The 14,972-nt window shown below is 62.4% G+C and carries 14 protein-coding genes and 1 tRNA gene; 6 read left to right on the top strand and 9 right to left on the bottom strand.

Going from position 1 to position 14,972, the window contains the following annotated elements:
* Positions 1-335 precede the first annotated feature (335 nt).
* The 8 genes from LB525_RS23360 to LB525_RS28745 all read right to left on the bottom strand — a co-directional run bounded on the left by LB525_RS23360 (position 336) and on the right by LB525_RS28745 (position 8,927).
* The gene (locus LB525_RS23360; RefSeq protein ID WP_224547604.1) at positions 336-1,157 is read right to left on the bottom strand and encodes an MBL fold metallo-hydrolase; all 822 of its coding nucleotides are present in this window, start codon (positions 1,155-1,157) and stop codon (positions 336-338) included.
* A gap of 3 nt (positions 1,158-1,160) precedes the next feature.
* Entirely contained in the window at positions 1,161-1,955 is a 795-nt protein-coding gene (locus LB525_RS23365; RefSeq protein WP_224547606.1) for a TatD family hydrolase, read from the bottom strand.
* Positions 1,955-3,505: a methionine--tRNA ligase gene (gene metG, locus LB525_RS23370; protein WP_224547607.1), complete on the bottom strand. Its 1,551-nt coding sequence runs from the start codon at positions 3,503-3,505 to the stop codon at positions 1,955-1,957. Before metG ends, LB525_RS23365 begins: the two co-directional genes overlap by 1 nt.
* 127 nt (positions 3,506-3,632) lie before the next feature.
* A complete protein-coding gene (locus tag LB525_RS23375; RefSeq protein WP_224547610.1) occupies positions 3,633-4,688 on the bottom strand; it encodes a DNA polymerase III subunit delta' in 1,056 nt (351 codons plus the stop codon).
* Positions 4,685-5,359, bottom strand: coding sequence for a dTMP kinase (gene tmk, locus LB525_RS23380; RefSeq protein WP_140636683.1), 675 nt, complete (start codon positions 5,357-5,359; stop codon positions 4,685-4,687). Before tmk ends, LB525_RS23375 begins: the two co-directional genes overlap by 4 nt.
* A 72-nt stretch (positions 5,360-5,431) precedes the next feature.
* Entirely contained in the window at positions 5,432-6,610 is a 1,179-nt protein-coding gene (locus LB525_RS23385; RefSeq protein WP_140843361.1) for a D-alanyl-D-alanine carboxypeptidase family protein, read from the bottom strand.
* A 122-nt stretch (positions 6,611-6,732) separates the two neighbouring features.
* Positions 6,733-7,995 carry a septal ring lytic transglycosylase RlpA family protein gene (locus tag LB525_RS23390; protein ID WP_224547612.1) on the bottom strand — a complete coding sequence of 421 codons (1,263 nt, stop codon included), beginning with the start codon at positions 7,993-7,995 and terminating at the stop codon, positions 6,733-6,735.
* A 671-nt stretch (positions 7,996-8,666) separates the two neighbouring features.
* Positions 8,667-8,927, bottom strand: coding sequence for a YybH family protein (locus tag LB525_RS28745; protein ID WP_411971042.1), 261 nt, complete (start codon positions 8,925-8,927; stop codon positions 8,667-8,669).
* A 285-nt stretch (positions 8,928-9,212) separates the two neighbouring features.
* Here LB525_RS28745 and LB525_RS23395 point away from each other — a divergent pair.
* The 6 genes from LB525_RS23395 (at position 9,213) to rimO (ending at position 13,806) form a co-directional block, all read left to right on the top strand.
* Positions 9,213-9,302, top strand: a tRNA-Ser gene (locus tag LB525_RS23395).
* Positions 9,303-9,338: 36 nt separating this feature from the next.
* Positions 9,339-9,524, top strand: coding sequence for a hypothetical protein (locus LB525_RS23400; RefSeq protein ID WP_224547614.1), 186 nt, complete (start codon positions 9,339-9,341; stop codon positions 9,522-9,524).
* Between the two features lie 833 nt (positions 9,525-10,357).
* Entirely contained in the window at positions 10,358-10,807 is a 450-nt protein-coding gene (locus tag LB525_RS23405) for a hypothetical protein (RefSeq protein ID WP_224547616.1), read from the top strand.
* 144 nt (positions 10,808-10,951) lie between these two features.
* Positions 10,952-11,359 carry a DUF930 domain-containing protein gene (locus LB525_RS23410; protein WP_224547618.1) on the top strand — a complete coding sequence of 136 codons (408 nt, stop codon included), beginning with the start codon at positions 10,952-10,954 and terminating at the stop codon, positions 11,357-11,359.
* A gap of 268 nt (positions 11,360-11,627) precedes the next feature.
* Positions 11,628-12,314, top strand: a complete 687-nt coding sequence (locus LB525_RS23415) for a TerC family protein (protein ID WP_095765435.1) — start codon at positions 11,628-11,630, stop codon at positions 12,312-12,314.
* A 178-nt stretch (positions 12,315-12,492) separates the two neighbouring features.
* Positions 12,493-13,806: a 30S ribosomal protein S12 methylthiotransferase RimO gene (rimO, locus tag LB525_RS23420; RefSeq protein WP_224547620.1), complete on the top strand. Its 1,314-nt coding sequence runs from the start codon at positions 12,493-12,495 to the stop codon at positions 13,804-13,806.
* Positions 13,807-13,883: 77 nt separating this feature from the next.
* Here the strand turns inward: rimO and LB525_RS23425 are convergent, their stop codons facing one another.
* Positions 13,884-14,951, bottom strand: a complete 1,068-nt coding sequence (locus tag LB525_RS23425) for a BMP family ABC transporter substrate-binding protein (RefSeq protein WP_140545690.1) — start codon at positions 14,949-14,951, stop codon at positions 13,884-13,886.
* Between the last annotated feature and the right edge of the window lie 21 nt (positions 14,952-14,972).

The raw sequence follows: 14,972 nt of genomic DNA on the forward strand, positions 1-14,972 counted from the left end.
AATATTCATTATCGTCTTTCTCGTCATCGTGGGACACCTTGCCTCCAACTACTTACTATCCACCTACTAGCACCACGGGACAAAACCGGCGTGAGAATGCACAACAGCTCCGCAAGGGTTGGCAAGCAGGGGCTGCGTGACATCGCGCTTTCCGGCATCCCATGGCCATGCCAAAAGTCGCATAAGATAGATTATGGAACTGAGGCGTGGCGGGCACGTCCAGGAATTGCTGCGGCTTTCGCTGCCGGCAACAAACGCCGCAGCAGCGCTTCGACTTCGAGATCGCAGCGGAAGCTTTCGACGGACGAACTGCGGCGCCGACTGAACAGCTGTCGCTACCGCTCTGATTCGTAAGGAATTTCGATCGCCATGCCGTCATAGGCCGGCACGACATGCTCCGGCGTCTCGGCCATTACGGCGGCATAGTCGAGCGGCACATGCATATGGGTCAGCACGGCGTTCCTCGGCGCCAGCTTTTCGATCCACTCCAGTGCCTGGCCGAGCGACAGATGGCTGGGATGGGTGTTGTACTGCAGCGCATCGATGACCAGCGTGTCGAGGCCGCGCAAACGCTCAACGGTGGCGTCCGGGAAGCCGCTGATATCAGGGCAATAGGCAAGCCCGCCGATGCGGAAGCCGAGCGAGATGATGTCGCCATGGAACTGCGGCAGCGGCTCGAGGGTGAGGGGACCCCCCTCGCCTTCGATCACGACCGGCCTGGCGTGATCGATGATGTGAGCCTTGACGATCGGCGGATAGGAACTGCCTGGCGGCGTCTCGAAGCAATAGCCGAACGCCTGGCGCAGCCGCAGCATGGTCGGCTCGTCGGCATGGATGTCGATGCGATGGCGTTGCTCGAGCACATAGCCGCGCAGATCGTCGATGCCGTGGATGTGGTCGGCATGCGGATGCGTGTAGACGACCGCATCGATGCGCTTGACGGAGGCCAGCAGCATCTGCTCGCGGAAATCCGGCCCGGTATCGATGACGACCGTGGTGCGCGCGCCGTTGGCGGCAATCCGCTCGACCAGCGCGGCCGTGCGCATGCGCCGGTTCTTCGGGTTCTTGGGGTCGCAATTGCCCCAATCTCCGGTGATGCGCGGCGTGCCGGGCGATGAGCCGCAGCCAAGAACGGTAAAGCGCAGCCGGTCGCTCATGTCTCAGCCCGCAGCCGTTTCGGGACGCGGCATCTTGGTGAACAGCCTGAAGAAGTTCCCGGTGGTGATATCGGCGATCTCGGCCTCGCTGACGCCGATGGTCTCGGCGAGCACCTTGGCCGTGTTCGCCACATAGGCCGGTTCGTTGCGTTTGCCGCGATGTGGGACCGGCGCAAGGTAGGGCGCGTCGGTTTCGACCAGCAGCCGGTCGCGCGGGACGTCGGCGGCGATGGCGCGCAGTTCGGCGGAGTTCTTGAAGGTTAGGATGCCGGAGAAGGAGACATAGCCGCCCAGCGCCACGCCGACTTCAGCCAGCCTGCGTCCCGACGAAAAACAATGCAGGATGAAGGGGAAGGCGCCCTTCCCTGTTTCGTCCTCGAGGATCTCCGCCATGTCATCGTCGGCATCGCGCGCATGGATGACCAGCGGCAGGCCCGTCCGGCGCGCGGCCGCGATGTGGGTGCGAAAGCCTTGCGCCTGCGCATCGCGCGGCGCCTTGTCATAGTAATAATCGAGCCCGGCCTCGCCGATCGCCACCACCTTGGGATGGCCGGAAAGCCGCACCAGCTCGTCAGTGGTGACGTCCAGCTCTTCCGCCGCATTGTGCGGATGTGTGCCGACAGAGCAATAGACCTCATTGAAAGATTCAGCGATTTCAATAATTTGCTGAAAACGCTTCACGCGCGTCGAGATCGTCACCATGCGGCCGATCCCGGCGGCGAGAGCGCGGGCGACGACAGCCGTCCGCTCCTCGGCGAAGTCCGGGAAGTCGAGATGGCAATGGCTGTCGACCAGCATCAGCTATTGCCATCCTGCTCGACATAGCGCGGAAATACGCCCTCCGGCGCCGGCAAGGCAGTGCCTGGCTCCAGCGCGTGGTTGGCATGGACGTGCTCGAAAGCGCGGCTGTCAGCAGGCACTGCCAACAGGTCGAGCAGCTTGGCGGCCGATCCGGGAATGAAGGGCTGGCAAAGCAGCGTCACCCGGCGCACCAGCTCGGCCGTCGTCCACAGCACGGTTTCCATGCGCTCCGGATTGGTCTTGCGCAGCGCCCACGGCTCCTGAGAGGCGAAATAGCGGTCGGCTTCGGCAACAACGCCGAAGATCGCCGCCAGCGCCAGATGGATGCCCTGCTCCGCCATCGCCCGACGAGAAACGGCCAGCGCTTCGACCGCCTGGTCGAGGATCGCCGTGTCGGCCTCGGTAAGGTCACCGCGCGCCGGCACCTTGCCGCCGCAGTTCTTGGCAATCATCGACAGCGAGCGCTGCGCCAGATTGCCGAGGCCGTTGGCAAGATCGGCATTGGTGCGGTTGACGATCGCCTCATGGCTGTAATTGCCGTCCTGGCCGAACGGCACCTCGCGCAGGAAGAAATAGCGCACCTGGTCGACACCGTAGTGCTCGACCATGGTGAACGGGTCGATGACGTTGCCGACCGACTTCGACATCTTCTCGCCCCGGTTGAACAGGAAGCCATGGCCGAAGACGCGCTTCGGCAACGGGATTCCCGCCGACATCAGGAAGGCCGGCCAATAGACGGCGTGGAAGCGCACGATGTCCTTGCCGATGATGTGCGCATCGGCAGGCCAAAACCGCCATTTCTCATCGTTTTCATTGGGATAGCCGACGCCGGTGATGTAATTGGTCAAGGCGTCGACCCATACATACATCACGTGCTTTTCGTCGCCCGGCACCGGCACGCCCCAGTCGAAAGTGGTGCGCGAGACCGACAGATCCTTCAACCCCGATTTGACGAAGCTCATCACTTCGTTGCGGCGCTCGGCCGGACCGATGAAATCGGGCTGGCTCTCGTAAAGCGCGATCAGCCTGTCCTGGTAGGCCGACAGCCGGAAGAAATAGCTTTCTTCCTCGACCCATTCCACCGGCGTTCCCTGCGGCCCGTAGCGGACATTGTCGGGGCGAACCTCGGTCTCCTCCTCGCCGTAATAGGCCTCGTCGCGCACCGAATACCAACCGGCATAGCCGCCCTTGTAGATGTCGCCATTGGCGGCCATCGCCTTCCAGATCGCTTGCGAGGACGCGTAATGCCGCTCCTCGGTGGTGCGGATGAAATCGTCGTTGGAAGCGTTGAGCGCGGTGGCCATGCGCCTGAACTCGGCCGAGTTGCGGTCGGCGAGCTCGCGCGCCGTGATGTCTTCCTTGCGGGCCGTCTGCAGCATCTTGATGCCGTGTTCGTCGGTGCCGGTCAGGAAGAAGACTTGCCTGCCGTCGAGGCGCTGGAAGCGGGCAAGCGCGTCGGTGGCAATCAGCTCATAGGCATGGCCGATATGCGGCTTGCCGTTCGGGTAGGAGATCGCGGTCGTGATGTAGAATGTGTCGCGTGACATGAATGAACCGTCATGAATGTCTGAATGTGAGTTGTGGCGGTGGATATCGCATCGGGACGTCGATTGCCATCCCGAGGCCAATGCATGCCGCCCAAAACTGGGCCAACGGCATGCATCGAACGAGCCGTCACATTCGCATCGCAGAATTCAGGCGGTCGATCATCGTCAGGGCGTGCTGCTTCTTGTCGAGGTTGTAGGTCTCAGCTTCAGATATCGTGTTCAGCGCCTCGTGCCAAGCCTCGGACAGGGTTTTGGCCCGGGCGAGATCGCCGGCCAGCGCCGCTTCGCTGGCGGCGGCCGAAAGCAGGTCGAGCGCGCGGCGGTTGAAGATGTCGAACTGGATTGCCTGGTCGCGTCCCGCCACGGCCTCGGCAAGGCGATGGGCGCCGGCAATATCGGGCCTCCTGGCCGCCACCAGCGTGTCGAGCGCGCCTGCGATCTCCAGCCCGCCATATTGGGTGAGCAGGATCGCGTTGCGGGCGCTGCCCCCTGCCCGCTCGGCCAGCGCTGCGCGCGCGCCCGGATCCTCCGGCGGCGGCGGCTCGACATTTTCCAGCACCGCCATCAGCTCCTCGGCGGCCAAAGGCGCCAGCCGCACCATCTGGCAGCGCGAGCGGATCGTCGGCAACAGGCTGCCCGGCGCATGCACCACCAGAATGAACAGGGTGCGCGCCGGCGGCTCTTCGAGATTCTTGAGCAAGGCATTGGCAGCGTTGGTGTTCATGTCGTCGGCCGGATCGACGATGACGACCCGGTAGCTGCCGTCATGCGAGGTCATCGACAGGAAGCGGCTGACCTTGCGGATCTCGTCGACGGTCAGCACCGTCTTGAAGCTCTTGGTCTTTTCGTTGGCCGGACGGGTGAGATGCAGCACCGAAGGATGCGCGCCGGTGGCAATCTGGCGAAACAGCGAGGAGGCCGGATCGGGAACGGCAAGTGTGTCGGGCGCCGTCTTGAAATCCGGATATCTCAGAAGATGGTGCGCCATGTGGAACGCCAGCGTCGCCTTGCCGATGCCCTGCGGCCCGGCGAAAATCAGCGCATGCGGCAGCTTGCCGGCGCGGTAGGCGCTGGCAAGCATCCCTGCCGCCGACGCGTGGCCGATCAGCCGCGGCGTTTCGGCAGGCTCGGGCACGCCGTCCAGCGTGTCGTGTTGTTCGGGGGCGATACGTTCGAAGATCATGCCGGCGCCGTCTCAATCCTTTGCGCCGGCATCCGCTCTTCCAGCGCCGCGAAGACGGCGGCGGTGACGACATTCTCCACCGTATCGGGATCGGCGGAAGCGTCGATGACGATGCAGCGCTCCGGCTCCGCCGCGGCGATGGCCAGGAAAGCCTCGCGCCGCCGCCGGTGGATGGCCAGGGTCTCCTTCTCGAAGCGGTCGGCGGCGTCACCGGCGCCGCGCCGCGCGGCGGCCCGTTTCAGGCCCTCAGCGGGATCGATGTCGAAGATCAGCGTCATGTCGGGCATCATGCCGTTGATGGCCACCGCCTCCAGCGCCTTCATGAAATCGGCATCGAGCCCGCCGGTGACGCCCTGGTAGACGCGAGAGGAATCGATGAAACGGTCGCACAGCACGATCGAGCCGCGCTCGACCGCCGGCCGGATGACCTGTTCGACATGATCGGAGCGCGCGGCGGCGAACAGGATCGCCTCCATCTTCGGGCCGAACGGTTCGGCCGCCCCGGACAGAAGCACATGCCTTACGGCCTCGGCGCCGGGCGATCCACCCGGTTCGCGGCTGACCAGGACCTCGTATTTCTTGGCGCGCATGCGCCGCGCCAGCCGCTCGATCTGGGTCGACTTGCCTGCTCCTTCGCCGCCCTCGAAGGTGATGAAAAATCCACTCGCCAATCGAGATTGCCTCTGCTCGCGCTGGCCGCTGTCATAGCTCCCGTCCGACAAAAGGTCCACGAACTTGCCCGATCACAAATGTTTCTGACGCAGCCAGCCGACAGCGAGTTCCTTGGCCGCGTCGAGCGCGCGCTGCGGCAGCGTGCCCACCTTCACCGATTCTGCGGCATAGAGCGGCGTCTGCTGGCTCAGCGTCTCGCCTATCCAAACGCGCAATTCCCCGACCGGTTGCCCCTCCTCGACCGGTGCCGACACCGGACCCTGGTAGACGATCCTGGCGGTCAGCTTGTCGCGGTTGGCTATCGGCAGAAAGATGTCCACGGGGCCTTTGGCTTTCAAGGCCAAGCCGGATTTGGCGCCGCCGAAAACCTGCGCTTCGCCGACCACCTCGTCCTTGGCGAAGATCTCGGTCTTCTGGAATGACCGCGAGCCCCATTCGAGCAGCTTGCGCGCCTCTTCGGAGCGCTCGCGGTCATTGGCCAATCCGCTGAGCGCGGCGATCACACGCGTGCCGTTGTGACTGACGGTGCCGACCAGGCCGAAGCCCGCCTGCTCGCTGGCACCTGCCACGAAACCATCGGCCTCGATGCCCATGGCGATCAGCGGATTGCGGTTCCTCTGCGAGATCTTGTTCCAGGTGAAGTCCGGCTGGCCGTAATAGTGGAAGAACTCCGGATAGTCGCGCCACAGATGCAGCGCCAGCATCGTCAGCTCCCGCACCGTCGTCTGCTGCCCGTCGGCCGGCAGGCCTGTCGAATTGACGAAGGTCGATTTCGAGAGGCCGAGCTGGCGGGCGCGATCGGTCATCTGCGCGGCGAAATTCGCTTCCGAGCCCGCCATTCCCTCGGCGAGCACGATACAGCCGTCATTGGCGGCCTGCACGGTGACGCCCTGGATCAAATCCTCGACGCGGACCTCGGATTTGAGCTTGGCGAACATGGTCGAGGTTCCGGACGGCGCGCCGCCGGTGCGCCAGGCGTTTTCGCTCACGACGAAAGTGTCGTCGAGCGTGATCCGCTTCGACTTGATGGCGTTGAAGACCATTTCCATCGTCATCAGCTTGGCCATTGAGGCCGGCGGGATTGGCTTGTCGGGGTCCTTGGCGAAGAGCACCGTGCCGGTGTCGGCATCGATCATGAACGCCTGCGCCGCCTTGGTCTCGAAGAGCTGCGCGCTCGCCGGGGCGGCGCAAAGCAACACCAGCGCCAATCCCAGAAGGCTGGCGAAAGGCAGAAAAATGCGGAACTGCATGAAATGTCGACCCGATCTGAGCAACCCGGAAAGCGCAGAGCCACTCCAGAATGCGCAAAGACTACCCCACGGCCAAGCTATCAGGGTTTTTCCGGCCGGATCAACGGGCAGCGCGAATTTGATCAGTTACGCACAACAAGCGCGTCCGGCGCGCCATGCGACCAGGCTGCCTGGAGCAGGTCGTCGACGCTGCCATGGTCGTCTGGATAGACATTGACCGCATACCAGTCATTGCCGTCGAGCTCGGTGCGCTGGATCTCGGTCCGGCCGAACGGCTCGAGCGCTGCGGCCACACGCTTTGCCTTCGCGGCCTCGTCGAAGGAACCGGCGGCGACATAGTCGGACGCAGGCGTCTGTAGCTCTCCGTTCGATTTCTTCCATGAACGCAGGATATCGGCCGGCGACATGCCGCCGGAATCGAGCGCGGCAAAGACATCGGCGCGCTCTACCCGCTCCTCCGCGTAAGACAGGGAGGCCATGGCGAAGGGCGAGTTCGGCGGAAGCGTGAAATCCGGCCGTTCTGGGACGATTGGACCGAAATCCGGCAGCGCGACATCGCTGGCGCCCTGGACGGCGAATGCGGCCGGCTGCACGGCAGGCTGATCCGAAAGCCCCGGCTGCGCTGCAAAGGCCCGCCCCGAATTGGTCAACTGGCCCGGAAACGGCGCGGCGGCCGGAGACGCCGCGACCGGCATGCTCGGCGACGGGCCGTTCATGGCCACCATCACGCCGGTCGGCAGGCCGTCCGAAGGATCCGGCCGGTTGTTGCCGGGATGATAGGAGGCCACCAGATACTGGTCGTCATTGCCGTCGAGCGGCGCGCGGCCGACATACTCCACTTTCACCCTGGCCGTGCCGACCTTGGCATAGTCGAGCATCTGCGCCGCGCGTTCGGAAACGTCGATGATGCGGCCTTCGTGATAGGGGCCGCGGTCGTTAACGCGCACGATCACCGAACTGCCGGTCTCCAGATTGGTGACGCGGGCATAGCTCGGCAGCGGCATCGTCGGATGCGCCGCCGTCAGATGCGTCATGTCATAGACTTCGCCATTGGCGGTCAGGCGGCCATGAAACGCATCGCCGTACCAGGAAGCCAGGCCGACCTTTGCGTAGCCCTTGTCTTCCTTGGGATAGTACCACTTGCCGCGCACCTGATAGGGCTTGCCGAGCTGGTCGCGGCCGCCGCCGCGCCGCATGAACTGGACACGCGGGCTCGCCTTCACGCCATATTCGGATTCGGCGAAATATTCCTTGGAGCGGGCCTTCTTGTAGACCATCCCCTTCGGTTCGGGTTGCGAGGCGCAGGCAGCCAGCAGCAGGCCCGAAAGGGCGCACAGGGCGAAAGCAGAAGCGCGACGAAGACGCGGGCGCGTCAGGGTCTGCATGTCTCGATTGTCCCCTACCGTGCTGTCACCAGACGGGGCCAGAAGTCGCCCGCCAGGCCAACACCTTGATCCCCAATCCCTTTTGCACAGGAATTGCTTATCACGATGTTAATCGATTATGGCCGCAACAGGGCGAGATTGTGGCGAGAGGCGGTGACACCGTCGCTCGGAAAGTCCGTGCTCGTTCGAGTATTTTGGCTGCCAACAGCGCCAGCCATAAGACGGCCGGCGCGTCCAGTCCGAATAAGAGAGTAAAGGTTTGTGCGCTATTCCAGGTTGGATGGCGCCTGCTGGGCGGTTGCCCGAGAAAGCATCTCACGCTTTGTCAGTGCGGGTTTCTCATAGGCTTTCTTCACGATTGTCCCCTGTTTGAAATATTAGCAGATTGAGATTGGAAGGGTCATGACGTCATTGTCAATGCGCCGAACCGTCCGCCAGGACGAAGCGCCGAGCTAACCTGGCTACCATTCGTAAGCCGTGCCGCACGTCAGCGCGATTGGGATGATTGCCGCCGTGCCGTTGTGGCCAGCTATACATTTATCCGGTGGTATCAGTACTGTTGAGACTGCACATCCGGATCAGCCAACCTCCGCCAGCCTGACGCTCAAAGACACTCAGCGAGGTGCCGTTGCCGACCACCTCTCCTTCCGAATAGCCAGCCAATGTCCACGCTAGATTCCGGAGCTACCCGCTTCGATCACCTGAAGGGTTTTATTCGGCCCGGCATGTTGAACCCAAATTTCGTGCAGCGCCTCTATTGCCGCTCGCCCCCGCGCCGGAGGCCCATAGGGTGAATGCATTTCCGCGTTCTCGGTGAAGATGGCAGCACAGCCAGATGCATTCCTCGATCGGTACGCTGCGACATACAAGTCCCAAAGCTCCTGTAGATCATCTCGGGTCGACATAGTTACCCTCCTTCGGCGCCCGGACATAGTTTAGAGAATACTAATTCTACTGGCTAGATCGCCGTCTCTTCCAGCGGATTTCCCCCAGCCGTTCAGGTGCATGTCGTTTCCGCCGGCCCCGGCAACGTAGCCGTCGGGTCACTCCGAATTTATGCCCACCTTTTGCCGTGACAGTTGGAAGGTGCCGCCGCAGTAGTTGACGCGGCCCTGAAAGCCGCACTACAGGAATGAAGCGCAAACCGGCCGGGGAATGCCTTCGGTGCCAACCGAATCAACCGGTCGCGATGACCAAAATGGTTGAAAAACCATAGTGGAGGGATGGCCGAGCGGTTTAAGGCACCGGTCTTGAAAACCGGCGTGGGCGCAAGTTCACCGTGGGTTCGAATCCCACTCCCTCCGCCAATAGAGCGCCTGGCGCCGCCCGGCCATGAGATTCAGATGTCGAAAGAGGATTTGCAGCAAAAAATCCGCCGCCAGATGCAAGCCGACTTCCGGTCCGACCCGCGCGAGGCGATCGAAAGGTTTGGCCTCACTACCACGGTGCAACGCGGAGTCGTACGCACGGTTGTAGCGGCTGGCGTGATCTTGGCTGGGTTTCTAATCTGGGCGGCCATCCATCACTGACGAGTCCGCAGCCATGCCATTGCAACCCCTCCCCCATAGTTAGGAGTTTCTTTCGCCACGGCAGCAGCGGCATGGCGGGCATGCTCGCCGAAGCCGCCAAGCCTGCCCCGGCCGATCCCTTGGCCAAACCGCAGCAACCCGTCCTAGCCGAGCTTGGCCCGATCCGGACCATCCGACCTCAATCCGCGCCAAGTCGAGTTCATGGTCGCTACTACTCCAACGGCGGCAACGCCAGCGATGCCGCGAGACACGCCGGCTACGCTTTCCGATGGTCCAGCGGCTAAAGCGACCGGTTGGGCGCTTCTGCATCGTCGGCCGAAGATCGCGGCGGCGGTCCACCGGATAGATTGCTTGTTGCCTTCATCAAATCAACGAGTGGCGACTACAGGGCCGCAACCCCGGCCAGAGGCGTGATGGAGGAGGTCTATTCCTGCTGCCGGAGAACGTGCAGCCATCAGCTTCTTTGATAGCCAGCCAGTCTTTGACGTTCTGCCGACTGCGGTGATGGTGATGCGCGACTGCTTGCTTTTGGGGCAGGACGGAGAAAGCTGTAGACATCGCCCGGTGAGGTGTTGCGAAAAACGCAACTTGTAACCATTCTGGTTACGGTCGAATGGAAGCGGGAGGTAGCGCTAACTACCTCCCGCCTGCCCGTGCCAGCCAAGGCTACAGGGCTTGCGGCGCTAATCGTTGCTGAGGACGCCGCAACCCTACCTGGCCCGCTCAATCTACAAGCATCGGTCGTCCTATGCCCGCAAGGGCGGGAGTTTCCCACAAGAGTTTTGTTCTGTCTCTGTTCTTTTGATCATGCCCACTGGGAAGGTGGAAGCAAAATGGGGCTTTTTAGCTGGCTCTTCGGGAGCGGGGCGAAGACCCAATTAGGGCGCCCGCTTATTTCCGACATTGCGGTTTCGATCCCCGGCGATGACGGCACTCCAGCCACCAAGAACCAGATCGACGCGATCGAACGCACTACCTGTGAGCCGCCCCTTGGCAATCTGACCTATCAGCAGGCGGCGGCGATAATGTCGGCGCGGTCCTACTCCAAGTTTGTTATGGATGATGTTCTGTCCGAGCCGGGCGTCGGTCACCCCCGGCGGCCGGATTATCTCGCATTACAGGCTAATTTGATCGCCTTCATTGTCCGCGACCCACAGGCTCGGGCGTATGTCTGCAAATGGAGCGATAGGAATTTCGAAAGCGGGGATGAAAGACCCCCGCCCAAAAATGCCCATTGGCAACAAGCAATAGCGTTTATTACACCAGCCATTGCGAAACTGTAGCGGCACGAGGCCGCTAATAACGTGGATATCATGCCCTTCCTCACCAGGTGACGAACGGTTGCAGACGGGTGCATTCCTTGGAGCCATGCGGCGCTGGCAGCCGAAAGCGGTAAACCACCGTTTATTTGATTTATCGGACAAAATATGCTGCTTGTCGCGCCCATGAAAAAGCTCTGCCTGATGGTTCTGGCGTCGCTGACGCCGGTCTTCCTGGCCAAGGCGATGGACAATGCGTTGCGCGCCGGCCTGATGAAACTCGATCCGCAGACCCGCCTCGAGCAGCGGTGTGACGCCGAGGTTCTCGACCGGATCAGCCACGACGATCGCAACTACAAGGCCGACCGCGTCGTGGCCTACGCCTTCGCCACGCCGCAGATGAGCGCCGATGCCATCAAGAGCTCGGGCGCCGCCTTCCGCAGCAATGGCCAATGGTACCGGCTAAAGTTCAAATGCCAGACCGCGCCGGACCATATGCAAGTGCTGCAGTTCCGCTACAAGATCGGCGACGAAATCCCGGAATCCGACTGGGCCAAATATAATCTCTACGACTAGAGCAATTCCAGGAAAATGCGTAGCGGTTCCCGTCCGGAATTGCGTCAAAACAAAGAGATAGAGCGGTTCGCCGTTTCCGTGAAACGGTGAAACGCTCTAGTTTTCGGCCTCGCCAGCTTGCCGGCGATCACCCTAGATCCTTGGGGACTTGCGCTACCGACCTTGTTTTCCGGCGATGTCCAACCCTGCGTCTTGACGCCGATGGACCGTGCCTTTAGGCCCGTCCCGGTAGAGGGCTACGCTCATTTCAGGCAAGGATTTCTAGTCGATGGAAATATTCACTGCCGCAGGCCTTTCGGCTCTCCTCCAGGTCGTTGCAATCGATCTCGCGCTTGCCGGCGACAACGCAATTGTGATCGGCCTCGCGGCAGCTGGCCTTCCCGTCGATCAGCGCAAGCGCGCCATCCTGGTCGGCATTGCGGCAGCCACCGTCCTGCGCATTGTCTTTGCCCTGATCACGCAATGGCTGCTGAGCATCGGCCCGATGCTGCTCATTGCCGGCGGGCTCCTGCTTCTGTGGGTATGCTGGAAGATGTGGCGCGAGCTGCGCGTCAGCCACGAGGATGAGCGCGACGCGACAGAAGCGCTGTCGAACGGCGATTATAACAAGGACGGCAAGATCGCCGGCAAAGGCCCGCGCAAGACCTTCTCGCAGGCTGCCTGGCAGATCGTCATCGCCGACGTCTCGATGTCGCTCGACAACGTGCTCGCCGTCGCCGGCGCAGCCATGAAGCATCCCACGGTGCTGATCATCGGACTGGTCCTTTCGATCGCGCTGATGGGCTTTGCCGCATCCTTCGTCGCGCGCCTGCTGCACAAATACCGCTGGATCGCCTATGTCGGCCTGCTGATCATCCTCTATGTCGCGGTGAACATGCTTCTGGGAGGCGCCGTGCAGCAATTTCCCGACCATTTTGCTTTCCTGGCGCCCTGGTTCGGATCGGACGGCCACTGACGCTCTTTCAAGGCGAGCATCTGCTGCATCGCCTCTTGTTGTGGCCGGCTGGCAGGTTTGCTTCTGTGCCGAAGCGTGCTATTGCGCCGCGCGAAATGGCTCAAAGCCGCGCGCCGTAGATCGATCTTCGGAGCCTGAGGCTCCTCGATCTCGCCCTCATCTCTTGGAAAACAAATTTATGTCCGTCCCACGCGTCAGTTTCGTCAGTCTTGGATGCCCGAAGGCGCTCGTCGATTCCGAGCGCATCATCACGCGGCTGCGCGCCGAGGGCTACGAGATCGCACGCAAGCATGACGGCGCCGACCTCGTCGTCGTCAACACTTGCGGCTTTCTCGATTCCGCCCGCGACGAATCGCTCAACGCCATCGGCTCCGCGCTTTCCGAAAACGGCCGCGTCATCGTCACCGGCTGTCTCGGCGCCGAGCCGGAGGTCATCCGCGAAAAGCATCCCAATGTGTTGGCGATCACCGGCCCACAGGCCTATGAAAGCGTGATGGCGGCGGTGCACGAAGCGGCTCCGCCAAGCCACGATCCCTATGTTGACCTGTTGCCGCCGCAGGGCGTGAAGCTGACGCCGCGCCACTACGCCTATCTGAAGATTTCCGAGGGCTGCAACAACCGCTGCACCTTCTGCATCATTCCGGCACTGCGCGGCGATCTCGTCTCTCGCCCGGCCGCAGACGTGCTGCGCGAAGCCGAAAAGCTCGCCAAGGCCGGCGTCAAGGAGATCCTGGTCATCTCGCAAGACACCAGCGCCTACGGCATCGACATCAAGTACCAGACGTCGATGTTTGGCGCTCGCGAGGTGCGGGCGAAATTCCTCGACCTCGCCGAGGAGCTCGGTAAGCTCGGCATCTGGATACGCATGCATTATGTGTACCCCTACCCGCATGTCGCCGATGTCATTCCGCTGATGGCGGAGGGAAAAATCCTCCCCTATCTCGACATTCCCTTCCAGCACGCCTCGCCGCAGGTGCTGAAGAACATGCGACGCCCCGCGCATGGCGAAAAGACGCTGGACCGCATCCGTGGCTGGCGAGAGGTCTGCCCGGATCTCGCCATCCGCTCGACCTTCATCGTCGGCTTCCCCGGCGAGACCGAGGACGATTTCGAGATGCTGCTCGACTGGCTGGACGAAGCCAAGATCGACCGCGCCGGTTGCTTCAAATACGAGCCGGTCAAGGGCGCGCGCTCCAACGACCTCGGGCTGGAGCAGGTGCCGCAGGAGGTCAAGGAAGCGCGCTGGCACCGCTTCATGCAGCGCCAACAGAAGATCTCGGCAACGCAGCTCGCCAGGAAAGTCGGCAAGCGCCTGCCGGTGCTGATCGACGAGGCGCATGGCACATCCGGCAAAGGCCGCACCAAATACGACGCGCCGGAGATCGACGGCTCCGTGCACATCCAGTCGCGGCGGCCGCTGCGCGCCGGCGAGATCGTCACTGTCAAGATCGACCGCGCCGATGCTTACGACCTCTACGGCTCGGCCGTCTGACAGCCCACGCGGACCCACGCAGCTAAAAAAAGGGCGCCTGGGGCGCCCTTTTTCGTTTCGGTTCAGCGATTTGCCGCTTACTGCGGCAGCTTGTCGTCGATGCCCTTGACGTAGAAATTCATGCCGAGCAGCGTGCCGTCGTCGGCGACCTCGCCGTCCTTCAGCCAGGGCGAACCATCCTGCTTGGAGACAGGTCCGGTGAAGGGGTTCCAGCCGCCGGCGATCTTCTTCTCGGTCGCCTCGGCCATCGCCTTCACGTCGTCAGGCATGTTGGTGTAGGGGGCGAGCTTGACGGCGCCGTCCTTGATGCCGAGCCAGACATTGTCAGGCTTCCAGGTGCCGTCGAGCGCCGCCTGGACGCGGCTGATGTAATACGGGCCCCATTCGTCGGTCAGCGAGGTCAGCTGCGCGTGCGGTGCAAACTTGATCATGTCGGACGACTGGCCGAAGCCGTGCAGCTTGCGCTCCTCCGCGACCTGCAGAGCGGCGGTCGAGTCGGTGTGCTGGACGATGATATCGGCGCCCTGGTCGAACAGCGCCTTGGCGGCGTCGGCTTCCTTGCCGGGATCGAACCAGGAATTCACCCACACGATCTTTACCTTGAAGTCGGGATTGACCGACTGCGCGCCGAGCATGAAGGAGTTGATGCCCATCACCACTTCCGGGATCGGGAAGGAAACGATGTAGCCGGCGAGGCCCTTCTTCGATTCCTTGGCTGCGATCTGGCCGAGCACATAGCGGCCTTCATAGAAACGGGCGTTGTAGATGCCGAGATTGTCGCCGGTCTTGAAGCCGGTGGCATGCTCGAACATCACCTTGGGAAACTTCTTGGCGACCTTCACTTCGGCATCCATGAAGCCGAAGGAGGTGCCGAAGATGATCTTGCACTTCTCGCGCGCCAAGCGCTCGAAAGCGCGGTCGGCGTCCGGGCCTTCCGAGACGTTTTCGAGATAGGCGGTCTCGACCTTGTCGCCGAGCGCCTTCTCGACTTCGAGCCGGCCCTGGTCGTGTTGATAGGAGTAGCCGAAGTCGCCGATCGGACCCGTATAGACCCAGCAGGCCTTGAGCTTGTCGGCGGCCTGGGCGGTTGCCGCCAGGGACAGGGCCGCGGCCGTGGTCATCAACGCAATAAGCAGTTTTTTCATTGTGTTACCTCTCTGAGTTAA

The organism is Mesorhizobium sp. CA16 (assembly GCF_020165175.1).
GTDB lineage: Bacteria > Pseudomonadota > Alphaproteobacteria > Rhizobiales > Rhizobiaceae > Mesorhizobium.